The sequence below is a fragment of the Dorea acetigenes genome (genome assembly GCF_025567385.1).
GTDB classification, from domain to species: Bacteria; Bacillota; Clostridia; order Lachnospirales; family Lachnospiraceae; genus Claveliimonas; species Claveliimonas acetigenes.
In genome coordinates this window covers 1-19,374 of the sequence record NZ_JAOQJU010000026.1, presented here as the reverse complement: position 1 = coordinate 19,374, position 19,374 = coordinate 1, and the positions used below count along the sequence as shown (strand labels likewise).

The 19,374-nt window shown below is 41.6% G+C and carries 22 protein-coding genes, 2 pseudogenes and 2 riboswitches; of the genes and pseudogenes, 19 read left to right on the top strand and 5 right to left on the bottom strand.

Annotation, left to right across the window (positions count from 1 at the left end; translation table 11 throughout):
• Positions 1 to 15: 15 nt before the first annotated feature.
• Positions 16 to 136: riboswitch (FMN riboswitch) on the top strand.
• A 75-nt stretch (positions 137 to 211) separates the two neighbouring features.
• From OCV99_RS14720 to OCV99_RS14695, 6 genes are all read left to right on the top strand, one after another.
• Positions 212 to 427 carry a hypothetical protein gene (locus OCV99_RS14720; protein ID WP_158371573.1) on the top strand — a complete coding sequence of 72 codons (216 nt, stop codon included), beginning with the start codon at positions 212 to 214 and terminating at the stop codon, positions 425 to 427.
• Complete coding sequence (locus tag OCV99_RS14715) at positions 375 to 728, top strand: hypothetical protein (RefSeq protein WP_262575832.1); 354 nt, start codon at positions 375 to 377, stop codon at positions 726 to 728. Before OCV99_RS14720 ends, OCV99_RS14715 begins: the two co-directional genes overlap by 53 nt.
• 5 nt (positions 729 to 733) lie before the next feature.
• Complete coding sequence (locus OCV99_RS14710; protein ID WP_262575831.1) at positions 734 to 1,030, top strand: 4Fe-4S dicluster domain-containing protein; 297 nt, start codon at positions 734 to 736, stop codon at positions 1,028 to 1,030.
• A gap of 327 nt (positions 1,031 to 1,357) precedes the next feature.
• Positions 1,358 to 1,810 (top strand): flavodoxin, encoded by a 453-nt coding sequence (locus OCV99_RS14705; protein ID WP_158371567.1) that lies wholly within the window; start codon positions 1,358 to 1,360, stop codon positions 1,808 to 1,810.
• Positions 1,811 to 1,942: 132 nt separating this feature from the next.
• Positions 1,943 to 2,422 carry a flavodoxin gene (locus OCV99_RS14700; RefSeq protein ID WP_158371565.1) on the top strand — a complete coding sequence of 160 codons (480 nt, stop codon included), beginning with the start codon at positions 1,943 to 1,945 and terminating at the stop codon, positions 2,420 to 2,422.
• 126 nt (positions 2,423 to 2,548) lie between these two features.
• Positions 2,549 to 2,968 carry a hypothetical protein gene (locus OCV99_RS14695; RefSeq protein WP_158371563.1) on the top strand — a complete coding sequence of 140 codons (420 nt, stop codon included), beginning with the start codon at positions 2,549 to 2,551 and terminating at the stop codon, positions 2,966 to 2,968.
• Positions 2,969 to 3,051: 83 nt separating this feature from the next.
• Here the strand turns inward: OCV99_RS14695 and OCV99_RS14690 are convergent, their stop codons facing one another.
• The 4 genes from OCV99_RS14690 to OCV99_RS14675 all read right to left on the bottom strand — a co-directional run bounded on the left by OCV99_RS14690 (position 3,052) and on the right by OCV99_RS14675 (position 6,118).
• Entirely contained in the window at positions 3,052 to 3,756 is a 705-nt protein-coding gene (locus OCV99_RS14690; protein WP_158371561.1) for a riboflavin kinase, read from the bottom strand.
• A gap of 11 nt (positions 3,757 to 3,767) precedes the next feature.
• Positions 3,768 to 4,412, bottom strand: coding sequence for an ECF transporter S component (locus OCV99_RS14685; protein ID WP_158371559.1), 645 nt, complete (start codon positions 4,410 to 4,412; stop codon positions 3,768 to 3,770).
• Between the two features lie 99 nt (positions 4,413 to 4,511).
• Positions 4,512 to 4,661, bottom strand: a riboswitch (FMN riboswitch).
• A 148-nt stretch (positions 4,662 to 4,809) separates the two neighbouring features.
• Positions 4,810 to 5,232: a DUF2000 domain-containing protein gene (locus OCV99_RS14680; protein ID WP_158371557.1), complete on the bottom strand. Its 423-nt coding sequence runs from the start codon at positions 5,230 to 5,232 to the stop codon at positions 4,810 to 4,812.
• A gap of 1 nt (position 5,233) precedes the next feature.
• Complete coding sequence (locus tag OCV99_RS14675; RefSeq protein ID WP_158371555.1) at positions 5,234 to 6,118, bottom strand: MerR family transcriptional regulator; 885 nt, start codon at positions 6,116 to 6,118, stop codon at positions 5,234 to 5,236.
• Between the two features lie 391 nt (positions 6,119 to 6,509).
• On the opposite strand from OCV99_RS14675, the gene OCV99_RS14670 reads away from it, so the two are divergent.
• From OCV99_RS14670 to OCV99_RS18290, 12 genes and pseudogenes are all read left to right on the top strand, one after another.
• Positions 6,510 to 7,193, top strand: a complete 684-nt coding sequence (locus OCV99_RS14670; protein WP_158371553.1) for a response regulator transcription factor — start codon at positions 6,510 to 6,512, stop codon at positions 7,191 to 7,193.
• Complete coding sequence (locus tag OCV99_RS14665; RefSeq protein ID WP_158371551.1) at positions 7,190 to 8,221, top strand: sensor histidine kinase; 1,032 nt, start codon at positions 7,190 to 7,192, stop codon at positions 8,219 to 8,221. Before OCV99_RS14670 ends, OCV99_RS14665 begins: the two co-directional genes overlap by 4 nt.
• Before the next feature lie 108 nt (positions 8,222 to 8,329).
• Positions 8,330 to 8,995 carry an ABC transporter ATP-binding protein gene (locus OCV99_RS14660; protein ID WP_158371549.1) on the top strand — a complete coding sequence of 222 codons (666 nt, stop codon included), beginning with the start codon at positions 8,330 to 8,332 and terminating at the stop codon, positions 8,993 to 8,995.
• 15 nt (positions 8,996 to 9,010) lie between these two features.
• Complete coding sequence (locus tag OCV99_RS14655) at positions 9,011 to 11,428, top strand: ABC transporter permease (protein WP_331490757.1); 2,418 nt, start codon at positions 9,011 to 9,013, stop codon at positions 11,426 to 11,428.
• A gap of 100 nt (positions 11,429 to 11,528) precedes the next feature.
• Positions 11,529 to 11,885 carry a winged helix-turn-helix domain-containing protein gene (locus OCV99_RS14650; RefSeq protein ID WP_158371547.1) on the top strand — a complete coding sequence of 119 codons (357 nt, stop codon included), beginning with the start codon at positions 11,529 to 11,531 and terminating at the stop codon, positions 11,883 to 11,885.
• A 222-nt stretch (positions 11,886 to 12,107) separates the two neighbouring features.
• A complete protein-coding gene (locus OCV99_RS14645) occupies positions 12,108 to 12,782 on the top strand; it encodes a response regulator transcription factor (RefSeq protein WP_158371545.1) in 675 nt (224 codons plus the stop codon).
• Complete coding sequence (locus OCV99_RS14640) at positions 12,779 to 13,966, top strand: sensor histidine kinase (RefSeq protein WP_158371543.1); 1,188 nt, start codon at positions 12,779 to 12,781, stop codon at positions 13,964 to 13,966. The genes OCV99_RS14645 and OCV99_RS14640 overlap by 4 nt, the downstream gene beginning before the upstream one ends.
• A gap of 145 nt (positions 13,967 to 14,111) precedes the next feature.
• A complete protein-coding gene (locus OCV99_RS14635; RefSeq protein ID WP_158371541.1) occupies positions 14,112 to 14,792 on the top strand; it encodes an ABC transporter ATP-binding protein in 681 nt (226 codons plus the stop codon).
• Between the two features lie 5 nt (positions 14,793 to 14,797).
• On the top strand, positions 14,798 to 16,999 hold the full coding sequence (locus OCV99_RS14630) for an ABC transporter permease (RefSeq protein ID WP_158371539.1): 2,202 nt from the start codon (positions 14,798 to 14,800) through the stop codon (positions 16,997 to 16,999).
• Positions 17,000 to 17,076: 77 nt separating this feature from the next.
• Positions 17,077 to 17,436: a winged helix-turn-helix domain-containing protein gene (locus OCV99_RS14625; RefSeq protein WP_262575822.1), complete on the top strand. Its 360-nt coding sequence runs from the start codon at positions 17,077 to 17,079 to the stop codon at positions 17,434 to 17,436.
• Between the two features lie 65 nt (positions 17,437 to 17,501).
• The gene (locus tag OCV99_RS14620; protein ID WP_158371535.1) at positions 17,502 to 17,924 is read left to right on the top strand and encodes a hypothetical protein; all 423 of its coding nucleotides are present in this window, start codon (positions 17,502 to 17,504) and stop codon (positions 17,922 to 17,924) included.
• Between the two features lie 20 nt (positions 17,925 to 17,944).
• Positions 17,945 to 18,097 (top strand): annotated as a pseudogene (locus OCV99_RS18290) (winged helix-turn-helix domain-containing protein); the annotation flags it as partial.
• 240 nt (positions 18,098 to 18,337) lie between these two features.
• On the opposite strand, the gene OCV99_RS14610 reads toward OCV99_RS18290, so the two are convergent.
• On the bottom strand, positions 18,338 to 18,868 hold the full coding sequence (locus OCV99_RS14610) for a PadR family transcriptional regulator (protein WP_158371533.1): 531 nt from the start codon (positions 18,866 to 18,868) through the stop codon (positions 18,338 to 18,340).
• A gap of 212 nt (positions 18,869 to 19,080) precedes the next feature.
• On the opposite strand from OCV99_RS14610, the pseudogene OCV99_RS14605 reads away from it, so the two are divergent.
• Positions 19,081 to 19,299 (top strand): annotated as a pseudogene (locus OCV99_RS14605) (MATE family efflux transporter); the annotation flags it as partial.
• Positions 19,300 to 19,374 lie beyond the last annotated feature (75 nt).

Here is a 19,374-nt window from a genome sequence, read left to right as displayed (position 1 = left end):
TTAAAGTAAAAGAGAAGTAATCTTCGGGGCAAGGTGTAATCCCTGACCGGCAGTAAAGTCTGCGAACCGCTGGTAAACGGCTGATGTGGTGAAATTCCACTACCGACGGTAAAAGTCCGGATGGAAGAAGATATGACAGGAGAAGCCCCGCAGAAAAAAGAACCTGCGGGGTTCTTCTCTTAATCCAAATCATATCTCAAAGAGGAGAATTATGAGTAAGACAATTTCATTATCAGTAAAAAAACAGAATACAACGCCGACAGTAAGAAAAGTCACTATGACGGCCATGCTTGCCGCAATATCGTATATTATGGCCTTTGCGGAATTTTCGGTTCCGCTTATGTCCGATTTCCTGCATTGCCGGGAGCGTAGTCATGGGGATTACGGCAGCGATTGCAAATTATTTTATTCTGCTTCCTATGTTTGAAGTGTTTATGCCAATAAATCAGCTCATTGAATCTTTCGGAATGTTTCTTCCGTTTATCAATATTCTGGATATATTTCTGAAAATCCTTGTAGGTCCGTCCAACGCGAAATTCTTTTGCTGTAAGGCTAATCTGGGTTATTTTTTTCGTGGTTTACATTATAATTGTACCATCGGTGTTGTTGCCCCGGTATACGGGCATGAAGTGCCGCCTATGGTTAAGGAATTTTTGGAAAAAGGCGCTTTTTTTCAGAGGTCACGGATACAGACCGTGCTGCACACCAACAGTTCCTTAACCGCATGAGCCGGATGCCCGCAGATGCATGGCAGCATCTTCTTCGGATAACGGAAGGTTGTGTTGGCTGCGGTATCTGTGAAAGGGTATGCCCTTCTTTCTCCATTCATATGGCAGATGGAAAAGTAGTGCATATTTCGGGAAATTGCCAGACCTGCCTGGCCTGTGCACATGCCTGTCCGCAGAAGGCAATTCGGCTTACGATTCCGGAGGTAAATCCGGCTGCCCGTTATCGTAATGAGCATATTTCCCTTGGTGAGATTATGGAAGCAAATTGCCAGTTGTCACAGGAAAGTGAGGTAGTGAAATGAACGATGAAGTGAAAAAGAAAAGAGAACCTTCTATTTATTTGATGACGTAGAAAGTACTCTGCAAAATACTGACCCGGAATGTGTAGATATTGTAGCAAATTTTTCTCAGATGGTATAAAAATATTCCCAAAGGAAAGTATTCTGGCTTTCGGAACATGATGCGGATCATCAATCTTTTAACGCTGCTCTGTATGTTAACAGCCATGGGAACAGGAATCTATCTGTCCCAGAGCGTTTTTGCACCCTTGTTGGGAATGAGAGAGGCATATGTAATCCGGCCATGGCAGGTGGCTGCGGGTGCATGGGGAATGATCCTGGTATCTTTTCATGGAGGCATGCATATCCGAATTTCCGGGAAGAAAAAGCCTTTTATTTCTTACTTTAGTGATGTCTTTTGGCTTCGTGCTGGCCGCCTGTGGCAACAGCAATTCTTCCGCAGAAACATCTTCTGCGGCGGATGAAACTGTAAGTGAGGAACCTGCAGAAGAACAGGAGACAACAGATACAAATGGTGAAAATGTTTTGATTGCATATTTCTCCTATACAGGAAATACGGAGGAAGTAGCGCAGATGATTGCGGAATATACCGGTGGAGATCTGGCGGAGATTCAGCGGGCTGAGGAATATGGGGATTTACAGGAAGAAGCGGAAACTGAAATTCTGGATGGCGTACACCCGGAGATTACTGTATCCGTGGATAATGTCGAGGAATATGACACGATCTTCGTGGGATATCCCATCTGGCTTGCGTACCATAAATTGATACAATGCACCCTTTGAGCGTTTGAGGGTGCATTTTTAACGATTACCCATACTCAAAAAACGATAGGGTGCATTTGCCTCGGATTTATGGTATTCTATGGTAAAACACAGAGATAAAATATGATTTTCAGGAAAGGTGAGGTATTGATTATGAGCAAAGTATTAGTAGCGTATTTCAGTGCCAGTGGCGTAACAGCGAAACTGGCAGAACGGCTTGCAAAAGCAATCGGAGCAGATTTACATGAGATTCAGCCGGAGGTTCCATACACGGACGCTGATCTGGACTGGATGAATAAAAAGAGCCGCAGCAGTGTGGAAATGAATGATAAGTCATTCCGGCCCACTGTTGCAAATAAAGTGGAAAACATGGAGATGTATTCCTTGATTTTCACAGCCTTCCCTATCTGGTGGTACGTCGCCCCGACTATTGTGAACACGTTTCTGGAGCAATACGATCTGACTGGAAAGACGATTATTCCTCTGGCAACTTCAGGTAGCAGCGGTATGGGGAACACAAACAAGGAACTGGCGGTTTCTTATCCGGGAGCAGAATTAAAGGAAGGAAAGCGATTCCCTGCGGACGCAAGTGCGGAAGAACTGAAAGCATGGGCAGAAGGGTTCGGCATTTAAAGAAAAGACCGATAAACTTATCAATATAGACCCATAAAGTTATCTTCCATGACAACGAATAATAAGAAATCTATGGTAACATCCTACCCGTAGTGGTAAATTATTCTACAGGAAAGGGTGCGAATCATGGAAAACGAAATATATGAAAAAGACTATGGAGAAGAATTCCGGGAGCGAAGCGATAAGTCAGAGGGGAAGGATTTTCTGGACACGTTGATGGAGGTTGGGTTCTTTCAGAAGTACCAAGAAGAAATGAATAAAATACCAAAGCGTGTGGTTCCAAAGGAAAAAGCAGATTATGAATATCTGCTTGGGGAGTGTGATGCTTATGTCCGGCAGTTCGGAGGAAGAATCCGGGGCGAGGTGGATTATCAGAAATGGCAGACGACCATTGATCTGTACCTGGAGCATTTTGAGTTCTGTGACCGGGAGGCGTTGACGCTGTTAAAGGAAATCGCAGAGCGGGCGGAGAACGTGACGTTTTCTATTAAGGATGGGCTGCTCCGGATGTCGGTGTTCATTGGGTATTTTGATGAGGTGTATTAAAATAAAGGCTGCTGGCACATGGGAAAGCTTCATGTATCAGCAGTCTGCTTAAAGAGCGTTTTGCAAAATGACGGGGATAGCTGTTATTCTTTGTTGGCGGGGTCGAATTTGTATCCATATCCAACTACAGTTTTAATGAAATTCAACCCATCTTCGTATGCTGCAGTTTTCTTCCTCACTTGAAAAACTGTGTTTTCCACAGCATGGAAGTGGTCGTTTGCTGCTTCGTGCCAGACCGATTCATAAATCTGTTCCTTTGTGAAGATAATGTCAGGGCTGGAATAGAGCAGATATAAAACATCAAATTCTTTTGGAGATAAGTATAAAGCGTGGTTGTCAATTTTCACCTCATGTTTTTGAGCGTTCATATAAAGCCGTGAGCTGATCCGCCGGATGCCATAAAACTCTTGCACAGCAATACAGTCCAGACGGATTTGTTCCAGTAGCAGGGTAAGATTGTCAAATTTCTGCGGAGTGCGCAGCCTTTTCATAAGTTGAATCTCCATCTCCAATCCATAGATATCCTTATTGAAATTCAGGAGATGGGTTTCCACAGATATTTTTTTATCATTGCTGATGGTAGGCTGGGGACCAATGTGCGTAATGCCGTAGTAGGTTTTATTTTCCAAAGTGGCTGTGGCAATATAAACGCCTTCGGGAGGAAGGGCTTTTTTGTCTGCGATTTTTAGATTTGCAGTCGGCATTCCAATTAGTTTTCCAATTCCACGTCCGTGTATGATGGTTCCTGCTGTTACAAAAACGGGGACAGGGCTGTTTGATTTTTCCATAGACTTTGACCTCATATGATTTCATTCATGGACAGAATGAATAATGTACAGGTGACAATAACGAGCATTGAAAAAAGGAATAATCCAAGATGTCTCTTGCCAGAGGCATTGACGGGGGTGGCAAGGTATCCTGCTTTTCTCAGCGCTGTTATCACTGGTTTATATAGCAGAAACGTGAATCCAGAATTCAGTCCTGCCTTTAAGAGATTATATGGAAGAAATGCCGGGAGCAGCAGTCTGGCAACGGCTTCTCTGGGGTATCCCATATAAAACGGAGTGATGAGGTAATTCCACAGCAGCATGACAACAACCATTGTAAGGCTGCCAACGAACAATCCGGTAACAGCGCCTGCTAACGTATGCTTCTTTTTATAAATCAAAGAGGTGGTGCAGGCAAAGGAGCAGGTGGATAAGATATTCATTAAGCACCCTAATATGCCGGTTTCACTTATGGTTAACATTTCAATCAGAGATACAATGACGGACACAAAGCAAGAGGTCATCGGTCCCCAGATCAGACCTCCTAATGTGATGATGACATCTTTGGGATCGTACTTCAGAAAAAGCACGACGGGTATCCGACAGGCAGCAACGGCTATGTAGGCGATGGCGCACAGCATGGCAGTTGAGGTAAGCATTTTTGTTCTTGTATTCATTCAGATTTTCTCCTTGAAAAAAATTAACACCTTAAAGAATGTCTTTCAGGTGTTAAGGAATATTTACAGAATATCAAGAAACATATATTCTGTGATATGCACGATCTTCTTCTATCCAGGCTATACTGTTGGTTTTGGAATTGCACCAAATCATGCACATATGTGCTTGCGGACTGTACCGCCAATCGGGAATTCTTGCCCATTGGATATCTTTTATCCAATAAGAGTCACCCTGCCCTGAAGACTTCTTATTCAGCTGTCGGAATCAATCATACCTCTTAAAATGCTGTAAGGCAATAGAAGAAGGGGATTTCGGAAGTATTTCGGAAGTATCAGAAGATGGAGTGGATATAGGAAAAAGATACTTCCATGGCGGATTCTTTTTAAGGGATTATTACTATCGCAGTAAAGGTATACTGCCTGTGAGCTCATTGACCTTTTTCTTAGGACCGCAGATATCAAGACCAGAGTATTGCAGGGTGCTTTCTGGTACGTTCCCCATCTTAGAAATAAATTCATCATAGGTTTTACAGCCCTGTGCCAGATCGGAAAAATCAACTACGGTCAAATCCTGAAAGTCGGGTTGATAGAGCTTCTCACGGATTGCTTTGATGATTTCCGGTGAACCTTTCAAAATTGGCACGGGGAACTCAATGATGCCGAGATGCTCGTTTCCACTCTGGTCTGTGACATTTGCACCGACCACCTCCGGCATCTCTTTTCCCAGGGTGATTCCCATGATAGCCGCTGTATTTGCGATAATACCAAGCGGCAGATTCTCGTCAATGATCATGACGCATTTTTCATTCTGTAAATCCATTTCAGATTTCCTCTTTGTTTTCACTTTTATGCAAATAATAGCGAAAAGATTTTACAATATAATCACAACTGCCTGTCCCGTATTTGGTGTCGGTTACTGTTTTTAGATAATCATTGGAATAGAGTTCGATAATCATTTTGCAATAGCTGTCCTCTGTACCAATTAATTGAGCTGTTGAGGAATTTCCATAAGCATGAGCAATAATATCTTTCACTAGATTCTGTACGTTGTCCGTAGCAACATTTTCCCCTTTATGGCGGGCTAATTCAAGGAATCTGTCCTCTGCTCTCATTTCTTCTGGTATTTGTGCATACCAGTTTTCCATGATATCAGAGAAATGTTCTAAGTTATGCTTCATGGCTTCCGTATATTTTTCTATACTTCCAAATTGTTTAATAGCAAGTTTCGCTACCTCGGATTCATCATCTTTGATTTTCTGAATGAACATATCAAAATTTTCAACACTTCCCCAGTGCTTGATAACTTCCTCTGTCTGATTGGACTTAAAATCCTCCAAAGTATGGATATAATCGGATAAATCAAATTCTTTAAAACTCATACATTGCTCTCCTTTCTCTAAGCGGCTAAGAAGCTGTATGAGCCTGTCTGTCCGATTGCGCTTTAGGAGAAGCAACTCTTTTTGCTTTTTGAAAGCGGCAATCCTGTCGAAGTCGGGTTTTTCAATAATTTCCCGAATATCCTTTAGTTTAAAGTCTAATTCCCTGAAAAACAGGATTTGCTGCAGCTTTTGCAATGCTTCATCATCATATAAGCGATAGCCGGACTGTGTTAGTTCACTTGGTTTTAACAGTCCGATTTCATCATAGTATTGCAGCGTGCGTATACTAATACCTGTTAATTCTGCGACTTGGCTTATGGTTCTCATACTTACCAGCTCCTTTGATTTGTGGAGAAGCAAGATAGAGATTGCCGGCATGTATCTATTCTGCTTCCATGAGAATAGAATACAGTATCACGTTACGTTGGAGTCAATAGTTTTTTGCTATTTTTGTTCTTGCTATTTTTCTGTATATATTTTTACTGCTTTATTTGTGTAATAAAACGGAAAATGCGGTTGTACCTTTTCGCAAAAGAGGAAATATGGGCTGATAGTGAACATCTGGAAATAGATGGGCTATCGGCTCCTTTTTATATTCGTGAGGATGGAGTTGAGATAAAACGCTTTCAGAGGTAAGATAAATTCAGCAAAATTTATTATCATCGTGAGGTTTTGGTGACATTTGGTTGATACTATAAAAGAAAAAGGATGTGGTTTTATGCGAATATTAGTGGTCGAAGATGATCGGCTTTTAAATAGTACGCTCTGTTACAATTTGACTACGGCTGGCTATCTGGTGGAAGCAGCTTTGACAAAAGCGAATGCAATTGGACAGACTGAAAAACAGAATTATGAATTGATTGTATTGGATGTCAATTTGCCAGATGGAAATGGATTTGATTTTTGCAGGGAAATTAAAGAGCGCCGTCCCGATACGGCGGTCATTTTCCTAACCGCAAACGATATGGAAAGCGATATGCTCAAAGGTTTTGAATTGGGCGCGGATGATTATGTCACAAAACCGTTTCCAATCAGCGTATTTCAAAAGAAAGTATCTGCATTACTGTCCCGCATTACAAGACAATCTGGCGGTGACTTTTATGACGATGGAAACCTGCTTATCAATTTTTCAGAATTGACAGCAGCACTTGCAGGTCAGGTGGTCACATTCACACCATTGGAGTATCGTCTGTTAAAATTGCTGACAAGTAACTCAAAGCAAGTGCTGACTCGTGGACAGCTTTTAGAAAAATTGTGGGATGCGGAGGAGAACTATGTGGATGAACACGCCCTTACCTCTGCAATCAGCCGGATCAGAGGAAAAATTGAGGTCAACGGATACCAATATATAAAAACAGTCTATGGCATGGGATATATGTGGATTGGAGGGCTGAAAAAATGAATACGCAAAAACTCTCAGTCAATAGAGCCTGTGTTGCGATAGTGGCTTTTCTTATATCGCTCTCGGCAGTACAGTTTTGTATCCTTTATTTGCTGATCGATAGCCGAATGCTAATACTATGTGGTCTGCTTTATATTGTGCTTGTTCTGCTTAGTGTTTTCGTGTTTATTTCAATTATACGCCGGAAACTTGTTCTGTTCTCTGATACATTTTGTGAATTACTGGATAATATGATGACCGGTGAAATGGAGCCGTTGCAGGCCACAGAGGAAGAAAGTCTGTTTTATAAAATCAACCATCGTCTGGTGCGGCTTTATGAAGTTATGATGGAAAACAGAAACAGTGTCGCAAAGGAGAGAGCTGATCTGCAGGAGTTGATTTCAGACATTTCCCACCAAGTAAAAACTCCAATCACAAATTTAAAAATGGTAAATGCCATATTACTTGAACAGTCCATGCCAGAAGAAAGATATAAAAGATTTTTAAGGGATAGCGGGGTTCAGCTTGATAAACTGGATTTTCTTATGCAGGCTATGATTAAGACATCCCGCCTGGAAACTGGTGTTATTTCATTGGAAAAGAAAGCGCAGCCGATTTATGACACACTGGCGGCGGCATTAGGCGGGATTTTGCTGAATGCAGAAAAGAAAAATATCCATATCAGCGTTGAGTGTCCGGAAGATCTGAAAGTTTCCCATGATAGAAAATGGACAAGTGAAGCACTGTTCAATATTCTGGATAATGCGGTCAAGTACACACCAGATGACGGTAATATTTATATAACTGTTGCAAGTTGGGAGTTTTACTTGAAGATTGATATTGCTGACACGGGAAAAGGCATTCCAGAAAAGCTGCATGGTACGATTTTCAAAAGGTTTTACCGTGAGGATGAAGTACACGATATAGAAGGAATTGGTATCGGTCTGTATCTAGCACGTGAGATCATCGCCATGCAGGGCGGATATATCAAGGTGGCATCAGAGGTAGGCAAAGGCTCTACATTTTCAATTTTTCTCCCGCATAAATGAAATGTCACGAGATTGTGACATTTCAAGGGGGATAATCAGATGGTTGGTGACATTTCTGTGAGGATTGGTTGTTACAATGGGCCTATTAAACGAAAGGATGGTATTCATATGAATATTTTAGAAACGGCTAATCTTAAAAAATATTATGGCACCGAGCCGAATATCACAAAGGCATTGGATGGTGTAACGCTTTCAATCGAACAGGGGGAATTTGTTGCGATTGTGGGAACCTCCGGTAGCGGCAAGTCTACATTGCTCAATATGATGGGCGGCCTGGATGTACCGACTTCCGGCAGCGTTAAGGTAAAAGGAAAAGAATTGTCTCATATGAAAGATGAGCAGCTTACCATCTTCCGCAGAAGGAACATTGGTTTCGTGTTTCAGAATTATAATCTTGTCCCCATATTGAATGTATATGAAAATATTGTTCTTCCGGTTGAACTGGATGGCGATACGGTAGACAAAGTTTTTCTGAATGAGGTTGTGCGAATGTTGGCATTAAGTGATAAGCTGGATAATATGCCTAATAGTTTGTCTGGTGGCCAGCAGCAGCGTGTCGCTATTGCCCGCGCTCTCGTGTCGAAACCAGCCATTGTTCTCGCTGACGAGCCTACGGGAAATCTCGACAGCCGGACAAGTGGGGATGTTTTGGGGCTTTTGAAAGCCACCAGCAATAAATTTAATCAGACACTTGTGATGATTACGCATAATAATGAAATTGCCCAGCTTGCGGATCGCATTATCCGTATTGAGGATGGCAGGATTTTAGAGTGACAGGGGGTGTAAACCGTGAATGACCTTTTATTTGGTAATAACAATCAGGCGGTAATCAGAAAGCTGGCGGATAGAAGTATTAAGTCAGATAAAAGGAGCAGGGCATTTCTTCTCCTTACAATTGCACTCGCTGTTTGCATGGTTTTTTCTATCTTTTTAGTTTCTACTGGAACGCAGGAGGAATATAAAAATATGCAGCGGGGTAAAGCTCAGATTGGTATTTTAGGAATTACGGATGAACAATTAGCTTTACTACGTCAAAATGAAAATGTTTCATGGGTTGGAGAATACTCTGCGATTGGACTGTTTTATGAGGAAGGCAAGACGATCACTGTTGCCTATGGAAATGAAGAATATTTTCTTCAACAGGAGAAAATAACATTTCAAGGAAATATACCTCAGAGTAAAAATGAAATTATGCTACCTCAGAATTATTTGGATTTTCTTGGCGAAGCATATAAACCTGGTGACACGATTTTGCTAGATTTAACTGGAACAGGACATGAAGCATATTATACGCTTTCAGCTATATTGGATGAGGACAAAGAGAGCAACGGTTACTTTGTCTATGTGAGCAAAGAACTGGCACATGACCTGGCAGGAGATACTTTTCAGGTTACAGGATATACGAGGCTTAACACGGATGCAATTGATTCAGCGTCTATTCTTGATTTTTCTAATAGGGCAATAAAGGATACGGGTATTGAAGAAGGGCAGGTAAACCTAACGGAGTATTTTGCTGTTATGTCTGGTGCGATAAAATCGGGGATGCCTATTCCAGTGCCGTTGCTGGCTGCATTAACTGCTGTATTGGCTGCAACAATTGTTTATGGCGTTTTTTATAGCAAGATTACAAAAAATGTTCAAATGCTTGGACAACTTCGGACAATTGGAATGACAAAGCGCCAGATAAAAAGAATGGCAGGAAAGGAAGGACGCAAATATGCAATAAGGGGTATTCCTTTGGGGCTGCTGTGTGGTGTGTTGATTGGATTTATCGGATGTCCAGATGGATTCCGGTTGAAAACAGCAATCTTTTATGCCGCCGTGATTAGCGTAATGGCTTTTATAACAGTAAATATTGCTATATTTAAACCTGTCCGTGTTGCAATGAATATCTCTCCAGTAGAGGGAAGTAAATATATTATGTATGCAGGGAAAAAGAAACGGAGCCGTAAACTACACAGAAAACTTACACCATTCAATTTGGCAAAGATAAACATTCAGAGAAATAAGCAAAAAGCTGTTCTTACGATTCTAATGCTCGGATTGAGTGGGGCGATTTTATTAGTTACTGCTACTGTTGCGGGTTCTATTGATCCGGAGAAGCAGGCAAAGTTCAAATACTATCCTATCGGTGAAATTCAGATACAAGTAAAAAATACTATAGGAAGTTCTTTTGATAAAGAAGCAGAACCATATGGAAGTTCAAAATTGCAGCTAGAAGGAAATCCACTGGCGGAACAAGCGTTGATGCAGGAGTTGATAAAGATAGATGGAGTAGAAAAAATCACTTCCTCCGATTGCGTTTATATGACGATCACATTTCCAGGCGGAAACGGCTCCATCACAAGCATTTCAAATTTCTTTCCGACACTAAATAAGGAACAGATAGAAGAAAAACAGTTTGTTTTGTCTTCTGGAACTGTGAATTACAATGATATGGTCGCACAGAATGGAATACTGGTTGCAGAGGATATTGCTAAAGTGGGGGATACACTAAAAATAGAAGGCAGGGCCTCAGATGGTAGCACGTATGCGGTGGAAGCTGTTGTTGTCGGCACATACAATAGAGCTAGTCTGATGGAAAGCAGCCCAGTAATTCCTGGCAGTCCTTATTTTATTATGGCATATGATACTGCTAAAAAATTGACTGGTATTATAGACCAAACAGGCGTACTAACACTTGAAGTATCGGATGAACATTTGGAAGATGTCTTGTCCGCAGTTCAGAAAATTGCGGATGAAAATGGAAAAATTGAAGTGAACACAATCAAACAGACAATATCAAGTATTCAAAAGTATTACGATCCATCCATAAAAACCTTTTATATGATTTCAGCAATTTTGTTCGTTTTTGGAGCAATAAGCCTTATGAATATGCTGATGGTGGACTTTCAGAATAGAAAGCGTGAGTTTGGGTTGTTTGAGGCTGTGGGGACAACACAAAATCAACTTAAAGGAATGCTGAATAGAGAGATTGGTATTTATCTTTCCGGTTCACTGATAATTTCCCTTTTGGGAGGCAGTGTTTTAAGTGTCATTGTATGCGGACAACTGGATGCTGTAAATCATTGCATTACTCTAAAACTTCCGTGGATATTTCTGTTGTTACTGATTGCTGTACTGATGGTAATATATTTTGTTTTTTCAATGTATGCAAAATCGGAGTTGAAGAAAACGAGTATTCTTTCTGCTATACGAGATGAGTAAATGTTAAGCCACCGAGTTTTGACTCAAACTGAATCATAGGGGGTGATAACTAATAGGAAAAATCCTCATACTAGCATTTTCGGATTCGGAAGAACCCATCATGGATAAAATCCTCACTGCAGTGGAAGGCGAGCCGACAATGGAACATATCTCAAATCCTTATAATCCATCTGTCCTCACTTTCCCCAACCTGGAAATCCGCATCAACGAACAGATTATCTACCACGATAACCACCCCGTCCCTCTCACCCACCATGAGTTCTTCACACTGCTTTACCTAGCCCAACATCCATCTTGGGTTCTTAGCAAAGAGCAGATCTACGAAGCGGTCTGGAAAGAGAACCCGGAGCATTGCGGGGCGGCGGTGGCGAATGTGGTGTATTCCCTTAGACGAAAGATCGGGGACGCGTACATAGAAACAGTGGTTGGGAGTGGGTATAAGTTTCAGATTGTGTGATTGTGAGCCGATAGCAGGCATTTGGAAACAGATGCGACTATCGGCTCTAGTGTTGTGTTAATGATTAGAGAGTTGAGATAACCAGCTTTTAGAGGTAAAATAAAAGAACCAGAATGTTTGCTTGAGATAAATCAAGTCGAATGGAAGAAAAGCTATTAAGGGGGAAATACCCTTCGGGTATACCAGTGTGCGTTGAAAATACACGCAATAAGGAGAAAATCAATGACCACCATATATTATGTTGAGGATGATCGGGATATTGCGGAGAATGTAAAAACATATCTGCAAATCCGGCAGATGGAAGTACATTTATTTTATAGTATCGCTGATGCGAAACAAGCATTGCTGAGAAAATGTCCAGACCTCCTTTTGTTGGATCGGAATATGCCGGATGGAAATGGGGATGAATTGTGTAAATGGATTCGCCGCTTATGGGGAAATCAGCTTCCGATTCTTTATTTAACGGTTCGGGGGGAAACAGCAGATATTGTTCAGGGATTTCAGGATGGAGCGGATGATTATGTGGTAAAACCGTTTGAGTTGGAAGTGTTGTATTCCCGTATTCTGGCATTGCTGCGCCGGAGTGGGCAAACAAAGGAAACCCGGCTTTTCTGCGATCATCTTTCGCTTGACACAGATAAAATGTCTGTTTTTTGGGAACAGGAAGAAATTCTGTTGAGTCAGCCGGAATATCAGTTGCTCCTTCTGCTGATGAAGAACAAAGGGAAAACGGTAACCAGAAGACAGCTATTGGAACAGGTGTGGGACAGTAACGGAAATTATGTGAATGACAATACATTGACCGTGACAATGAAGCGCCTGCGGGAGAAATTACACAATCCAACCTGCCTGAAAACCATACGCAGTTTTGGGTATCGACTGGAGGAGAGCATATGACAGAGATAAGGAAACAAAGACTAACGGTTTTGATTCCGGTGCTGGTGTGCGTTGTCAGTATCATTGGTATAACAGTTTTCTGGCAGTATGAATACCGGCAGACTGCCTTTGAGCATGTGTCCCAATTTTGTGAGATTATCATAGAAAACCATCCGGAAGGAGAGGAGCAGGTGCTTTCTGCGTTGAAACAATATCATACGCTGGCAGAGCAGGAAGTGAAAGGAAATCAGTTCCTGAAGCAGTATGGATATCGAAATAATGAATTCTGCGAAGGTGTTCCGTGGAACTTTTTCATTCCTTCTGTAATTTTAATATTTCTGGTGATCTGTGGATTTCTGCTTACTGTATGGCGTATGAATAAACGTAATCGAATGAGAATAGAGGAACTGACGAGTTATTTGGAGCAGGTCAATGTTGGTGCTGCCGGAACAGTCATACAGGTGAAAGAAGATGAATTTTCCCATCTCCAGGATGAAATATATAAGACAGTTACATCTCTGTATCAGACAAGGGAGGCAGCGGTGCAGGCAAAAGTGAATTTTGCAGATAATCTGGCAAATATAGCCCATCAATTAAAGACACCGATTACTTCCGCCTTTCTTTCTTTGCAGCTTATGAAGAATACAACACCGAATATTTATGGAGAACAGATCGAGAGACAGTTGGATCGGTTGAACAGATTAGAAGAATCATTGTTGACGCTTTCTAAGATTGACGCTGGGACTTTACATATGGAATTTTCACAGGTGGACATCTATACTGCTTTGAACCTTGCAGCGGAGAACCTGAATGATCTACTGTTGAAAGAGAATGTTTCTGTGGATATTCCAGATCATGGGTGCATTGAAATCTATGGAGACATGGAGTGGATAATGGAAGCCCTTATGAATCTGATGAAAAATTGCATGGAGCATTCTAAGCATGGAGGAACGATACATTGTGATTATTCCAGCAATCCGCTTTATGCGGAGATCTTGATATGGGATGATGGAGAGGGTTTTCAGGCAGAAGATATACCACACCTTTTTGAGCGGTTTTATCGGGGGAAAGGTGCTGCCGGAAATGGAATAGGGATCGGATTGTCCCTGGCGCATTCTATTTTTGAGCTGCAAAACGGCAATATCACTGCCCGGAATCTGCCAGAAGGCGGAGCGTGTTTTGAAATAAGGGTGTACAGTCACTGAGATGTCACTTTCCTTTGTTATAATATGACTTGTAAGGAGGATGCTCTGCATACAGAAGTATGCTGTGCAAGTCAACGAGGAAAATGCAAAGCATTTTTTTTGAGTGGCAGTGAATGCCAGCCTATAACAAGAAGGAGAGGACGTCATGGAAATATTAAAATGCGAAGGGGTCCGAAAAGTATATGGTTCGGGCAATAATCAGGTTACGGCTTTAGACAGGATTGATTTGTCTGTGGAGAAAGGAGAGTTTGTTGCTATTGTAGGCGCATCTGGTTCAGGAAAATCTACGCTTTTGCATATTCTTGGAAGTGTGGATCAGCCGACAGAAGGAAAAGTTGTAGTGGAAGGAACAGATATTTCTACCATGAACCGGACACAGTCGGCTATTTTCCGGAGAAGGAAAGTGGGGCTGGTCTATCAGTTTTATAATCTGATTCCTACGCTTACCGTTCGGAAGAATATCCTCATGCCGCTTTCTCTGGACAAAAGGAAACCGAACCAGGAGTATTTCGAGCAGGTCATAAACACATTGGGCATTGCTGATAAGCTGGACTTTCTTCCAAACCAGCTATCCGGCGGACAACAGCAGCGGGCAGCCATAGCAAGGTCTTTGATCTACCGGCCAGCTCTTTTACTCGCTGATGAGCCGACTGGGAATCTGGATCAGAAAAACTCAAAGGAAATCATTGATATGCTGAAATTGTCTAACCGCAATTTGAACCAGACAATTCTGCTGATTACTCATGATGAAAAGATCGCGCTGGAAGCAGACCGTATTGTAACAATAGAGGACGGGCGCATTATCAGTGATCAGAAACGGGGGTAAGCAAAATGTGGAAAGATTACTCGGCAAGTTTTATTAAACAGAACCGCGCTTCCAGTATATCTATCATGGTTGCTGCATTCATCTCGGCGCTGTTTTTGTCTTTACTGTGCAGCCTTTTTTTCAATTTCTGGAACTATGATGTGGAACAGATTGTTTTAGAAGAAGGCGGCTGGCAGGGGCGTATCACAGGTAAGATTGATGAAGATGATCTGGCCATGATACAGAATTTTGCAAACGTGGAGAGCGCATCAGTCAATGAAGAACTATCGGAAGAACCGGAAATAGTGGTAGATGTGTATTTTCAAAATACCAGAACCATTTACCGGGATATGCCGCTCATCACAAAGAAACTCGGGTTAGATGCAAATGCGGCATCCTATCATGAACTGCTGCTATCCAGATATCTGATCCACGATCCGCAGGATGCAGAACCACCGCTTCTGATGGCATTTTATCTGATGATACTGATGATCATGTCTCTGGCATTGATTCTGATTATCCACAATTCTTTTGCGGTGACCATGAATGCGAGGATTCATCAGTTTGGGATTTTTTCCAGTATTGGGGCTACACCGGGACAGATCCGCACCTGTCTGATGCAGGAGGCAGCAGCACTTTGTGCAGTGCCGATACTGGTTGGGAGCATCATTGGGATTGCTCTTAGCTTTGGAGTGATTCAAGCAATTAATTTATTGGCGGCAGATGTGGTCGGACGGCATGAAGCAGTTTTCAAGTACCATCCTCTGATATTTGTGATTACCATTCTGGTATCCGTACTGACTGTATTTATTTCTGCATGGCTGCCAGCGAAGAAGTTAAGCGGACTGACGCCGCTTGAGGCGATACGAAATACAGGTGAACTGCGGCTGAAAAAGAAAAAACATTCCCGTATCCTCTCCTTGCTGTTTGGAGTGGAAGGTGAACTGGCCGGTAATGCATTGAAAGCACAGAAGAAAGCACTTCGCACATCCACACTGTCTTTGACCCTTTCATTCCTGGGATTTACCGTTATGCTGTGCTTTTTTACCCTTTCTGGTATCAGCACAAACCATACCTATTTTGAAAGATATCAGGACGCGTGGGATGTGATGGTAACAGTGAAAGACACAGGAATAGAGAATATAGAGCAGGCGGAAGAAATCAACGAATTACAGGGAGTAAAGAGCAGCATTGTGTATCAGAAAGCTGAGGCAGTATGCTTCATTCCAGAAACGTATATCAGTGAGGAAGTGAATACACTGGGCGGTCTGGGAGCAGTGGCAGGCAGTTCCGTAACTGTGGGAGATGGTTCCTATTTGGTAAAGGCTCCTATTGTGATTATGGATGATGCAGGTTTTAAAGCGTATTGTGAGCAGATTGGCATAACGTCAGAAGGTGCCGGAAGTGTTGTACTGAACCGTATCTGGGACAGTGTAAACAGCAATTTCCGATACAAAGAATATGTTCCCTTTATCAAAGAGGAGCAGAGTACAATCGTCTTACAGAACGCCGGGCAGGGAGAAAATTCAGTAGAACTTCCAGTGCTTGGGTTTACACAGGAAAGTCCGGTTTTAAGGGAAGAGTATGCGAACTATACGCTGGTGCAGTTCATTCCCCTGTCTATGTGGAAAAAAATCGCCGGACAGATTGGAAATCCAGAGGCAGATACCTACATCCGGGTACTTGCCGAGGACGGAATAACGCTTACGGAATTAAATGCATTAGAGAAAGATATCGTACAGGTTATCGGCCGTGAATTTACGGTAGAAAGTGAAAACCGTATCCAGGAAAAAGTATCAGACGAGAATATGCAGAAAGGCGCCATGCTGATTTTGGGAGCGTTCTGTGCTTTGCTTGCTGTCATTGGAATTGCAAATGTATTCTCTAATACATTGGGGTTTCTGCGTCAGAGAAAGAGGGAATTTGCACAGTATATGTCCGTTGGTATGACGCCAGAAAGTATGCGGAAAATGTTCTGCATTGAAGCATTGGTTATTGCCGGCCGTCCATTACTGATTACTTTGCCGCTCACAGTATTGTCTGTTGGTTTTATGATAACTGCAAGCTATCTGAATCCGATGGAATTTTTGGTGAAGGTTCCGATTGTGCCGATTGTAATATTTATTCTGGCTATTTTCGGATTTGTTGCCCTGGCTTATTATATTGGCGGAAAACGGATGATGAATTGCAGCATGGTAGATGCTTTAAGAAATGACAGTGTAGGATAATATGCTTTGGACAGGAAATGATGGAGTGATGGCATGGGAAAATAATGGTTGTAACTTTTTCTGATTCAGAAGAGCATATGATACAAAAGATTATGGATGTTTTAAGGGATGAGCCAGCAGTGGAACATTCCTTAGAACCATCTTATGCTTCAAATGTTCTTACTTTTTCTGGTTTGGTAGTTCACATGAAGGAGCAGACTGTTTACAAAAATGGAGAGGAGGTATCACTGACGCATCATGAGTTTTTCACATTGGCTTATCTGATTCAACATCCGGGATGGGTGTTTTCCAAAGAGCAAATTTATGAAGAAGTCTGGAAAGAGAACCCGGAGCATTGTGGGGCGGCTGTGGCAAATGTGATAAGCCAGATCAGAAGGAAGTTAGGAGAAGGATATATTAAGACGGTGATTGGCAGCGGCTATAAGTTCGAGCAGTAGAATAGAAAATCGAGAAATATGACTGTGGGAGCTAATTTAGAGAAAAATATGGGAGGGAATATTGCATGGGAAAAATATTTATTATACTTATGATTTGTTATATGGGTATTTTCCATATCTCCAGTGTTTCGCAAGTGCATTCTAATGAGACATCAAATGAAAGCGTTATAAGTGAATTTGAATCACTGCCTTTTCAGGTGGTAGTGGATAAAACCTCTTTGGAAACCGGGCAATCTGAAAAAGTGACCTGTTATGTTGTATCGGCAGTTGATGATTTTAGTTATAGTGTTTTCGCAGAAAATGGTAAAATTAGCAACAAACATTTATCATCTTTTGATTATTCTAAACCGGGGGAGGAACTTACAGATACGCTTAACGTTGAGTGTGTAGATAAAACGACAGGACAGGAATATTATTTCTCTATTACGTTGTTTTTTTCTGACCATACGTCAATAAATGAATTAGATGATTTGTATATAAATGATTAGTTTGATATCCATCCTGGGTTCTCTCACAATCCATGATCTACGAAGAAGTATGGAAAGCACCTCCAGAGCATTGCGGGGCGGCGGTGACGAATGTAATAAGCCAGATCAGGCGGAAGATCGGAGATGGGTATATAGAGACTGTAGTGGGGAGCGGGTATAAGTTTGTGGGATAAAGAGATCTCCCGAAACAGTACGAAGAGAAACTGTTCCGGGGGATTTTATCGTATATACTGAACTGCTTGGAAACAAAACCTTAGAACATTGCGGGGCAGCAGTGGCGAGCATAATGTGTTCGCTTAGAAGGAAGATCGGAGATGGGTACATAGAAACGGTGGTTGGGAGTGGGTATCGGTTTGTGGTGTAAAAGAACATCCCAGGGGAGCAATGTGAGCTGCTACCCTGGGATATTTTTATTAATTTTCCAATCTCGCTTTCACTGAACAAATCCATGTTTCGATTGCCTGGGCCAGTATTAACTGCTGCTGCAATACGGCCATCCCTGTTTCTGGTATTTCTGGAATATTCTCTTTGGCAAGGATATTCTCATCTAAGTATGATTTCAGAATTTTTACATTTTCTTCAATATTGGATAAACAGGACTTCTGTTTTTCTATTGGGAGGCTGTCCAGATTGACAATGACAGCATTAAAATCCAGAAAGATGCTGATTGGTTTACAGGAAATTTCCATCATAAGTTTTTCAAATTGCCGTTCTCCAGCTTCCGTTAAAGAATACACCGCCTTTTCAGGCATTTTTCCTTCCTTAACTGTTACACCTTTGATAAGACCCTTTTCTTCCAGTTGAATAACTTTTTTGTAAATAGAGGGGGTGCTGATTTTTACCCATCTTGATATATTGCGGTATTCAACTAATTTCTGTATATCGTAAGCGCTTAACGATTCTTTTTTTAACATTCCCAACACGATCAAATCTATTGTTGCCATAATTTCTCCCTTTATGAGTGCCTTTATACTACTGTAATTTATACTAATTTATTTCGTTGAGAGTGTCAAGCGAAAAAATCAACAGAGTACTATAAATTATAGTAATAATCCTGTTGACAGTTACTATAATTTATAGTAGTATAATTGCTGTGCGATTTTGCTATAAATTATAGCACAATAATTTATACTATCAGTATGAAAGGAGCATTTCAATGAAAGAACGTAACAACAAAATGGAACTCTTGGGGAGCGCACCTGTTCCCAAAGCACTTATGGCACTTGGTATTCCGATTATGATCGGTATGTTGATTAACGCCCTGTATAATTTGGTAGATGCCTACTTTGTAGGAGGACTGGGAGAAAGTCAAATGGGTGCGATTTCGATTGTGTTTCCACTGGGGCAAGTGGTTGTAGGATTAGGTCTGATGTGGTATAAAAAAAGTTGACACCCCATTCTCAAGGATTTGAGATATAATCTAGAGAATAAGGAGTGAACAAAATGGCAG

Excerpts from the sequence above, each read along its gene's own strand:
- OCV99_RS14635 (WP_158371541.1), top strand. The coding sequence starts at position 14,112 with ATGGAAATATTAAAATGCGAAGGGGTCCGAAAAGTATATGGTTCGGGC.
- OCV99_RS14620 (WP_158371535.1), top strand. The coding sequence starts at position 17,502 with ATGGGAAAAATATTTATTATACTTATGATTTGTTATATGGGTATTTTC.
- OCV99_RS14675 (WP_158371555.1), bottom strand. The coding sequence starts at position 6,118 with ATGAGAACCATAAGCCAAGTCGCAGAATTAACAGGTATTAGTATACGC.
- OCV99_RS14625 (WP_262575822.1), top strand. The coding sequence starts at position 17,077 with ATGATACAAAAGATTATGGATGTTTTAAGGGATGAGCCAGCAGTGGAA.
- OCV99_RS14680 (WP_158371557.1), bottom strand. The coding sequence starts at position 5,232 with ATGGATTTACAGAATGAAAAATGCGTCATGATCATTGACGAGAATCTG.
- OCV99_RS14695 (WP_158371563.1), top strand. The coding sequence starts at position 2,549 with ATGGAAAACGAAATATATGAAAAAGACTATGGAGAAGAATTCCGGGAG.
- OCV99_RS14690 (WP_158371561.1), bottom strand. The coding sequence starts at position 3,756 with ATGGAAAAATCAAACAGCCCTGTCCCCGTTTTTGTAACAGCAGGAACC.
- OCV99_RS14630 (WP_158371539.1), top strand. The coding sequence starts at position 14,798 with ATGTGGAAAGATTACTCGGCAAGTTTTATTAAACAGAACCGCGCTTCC.
- OCV99_RS14685 (WP_158371559.1), bottom strand. The coding sequence starts at position 4,412 with ATGAATACAAGAACAAAAATGCTTACCTCAACTGCCATGCTGTGCGCC.
- OCV99_RS14720 (WP_158371573.1), top strand. The coding sequence starts at position 212 with ATGAGTAAGACAATTTCATTATCAGTAAAAAAACAGAATACAACGCCG.
- OCV99_RS14715 (WP_262575832.1), top strand. The coding sequence starts at position 375 with ATGGGGATTACGGCAGCGATTGCAAATTATTTTATTCTGCTTCCTATG.
- OCV99_RS14645 (WP_158371545.1), top strand. The coding sequence starts at position 12,108 with ATGACCACCATATATTATGTTGAGGATGATCGGGATATTGCGGAGAAT.
- OCV99_RS14640 (WP_158371543.1), top strand. The coding sequence starts at position 12,779 with ATGACAGAGATAAGGAAACAAAGACTAACGGTTTTGATTCCGGTGCTG.
- OCV99_RS14665 (WP_158371551.1), top strand. The coding sequence starts at position 7,190 with ATGAATACGCAAAAACTCTCAGTCAATAGAGCCTGTGTTGCGATAGTG.
- OCV99_RS14700 (WP_158371565.1), top strand. The coding sequence starts at position 1,943 with ATGAGCAAAGTATTAGTAGCGTATTTCAGTGCCAGTGGCGTAACAGCG.
- OCV99_RS14705 (WP_158371567.1), top strand. The coding sequence starts at position 1,358 with ATGGAGGCATGCATATCCGAATTTCCGGGAAGAAAAAGCCTTTTATTT.
- OCV99_RS14650 (WP_158371547.1), top strand. The coding sequence starts at position 11,529 with ATGGATAAAATCCTCACTGCAGTGGAAGGCGAGCCGACAATGGAACAT.
- OCV99_RS14710 (WP_262575831.1), top strand. The coding sequence starts at position 734 with ATGCCCGCAGATGCATGGCAGCATCTTCTTCGGATAACGGAAGGTTGT.
- OCV99_RS14660 (WP_158371549.1), top strand. The coding sequence starts at position 8,330 with ATGAATATTTTAGAAACGGCTAATCTTAAAAAATATTATGGCACCGAG.
- OCV99_RS14670 (WP_158371553.1), top strand. The coding sequence starts at position 6,510 with ATGCGAATATTAGTGGTCGAAGATGATCGGCTTTTAAATAGTACGCTC.
- OCV99_RS14610 (WP_158371533.1), bottom strand. The coding sequence starts at position 18,868 with ATGGCAACAATAGATTTGATCGTGTTGGGAATGTTAAAAAAAGAATCG.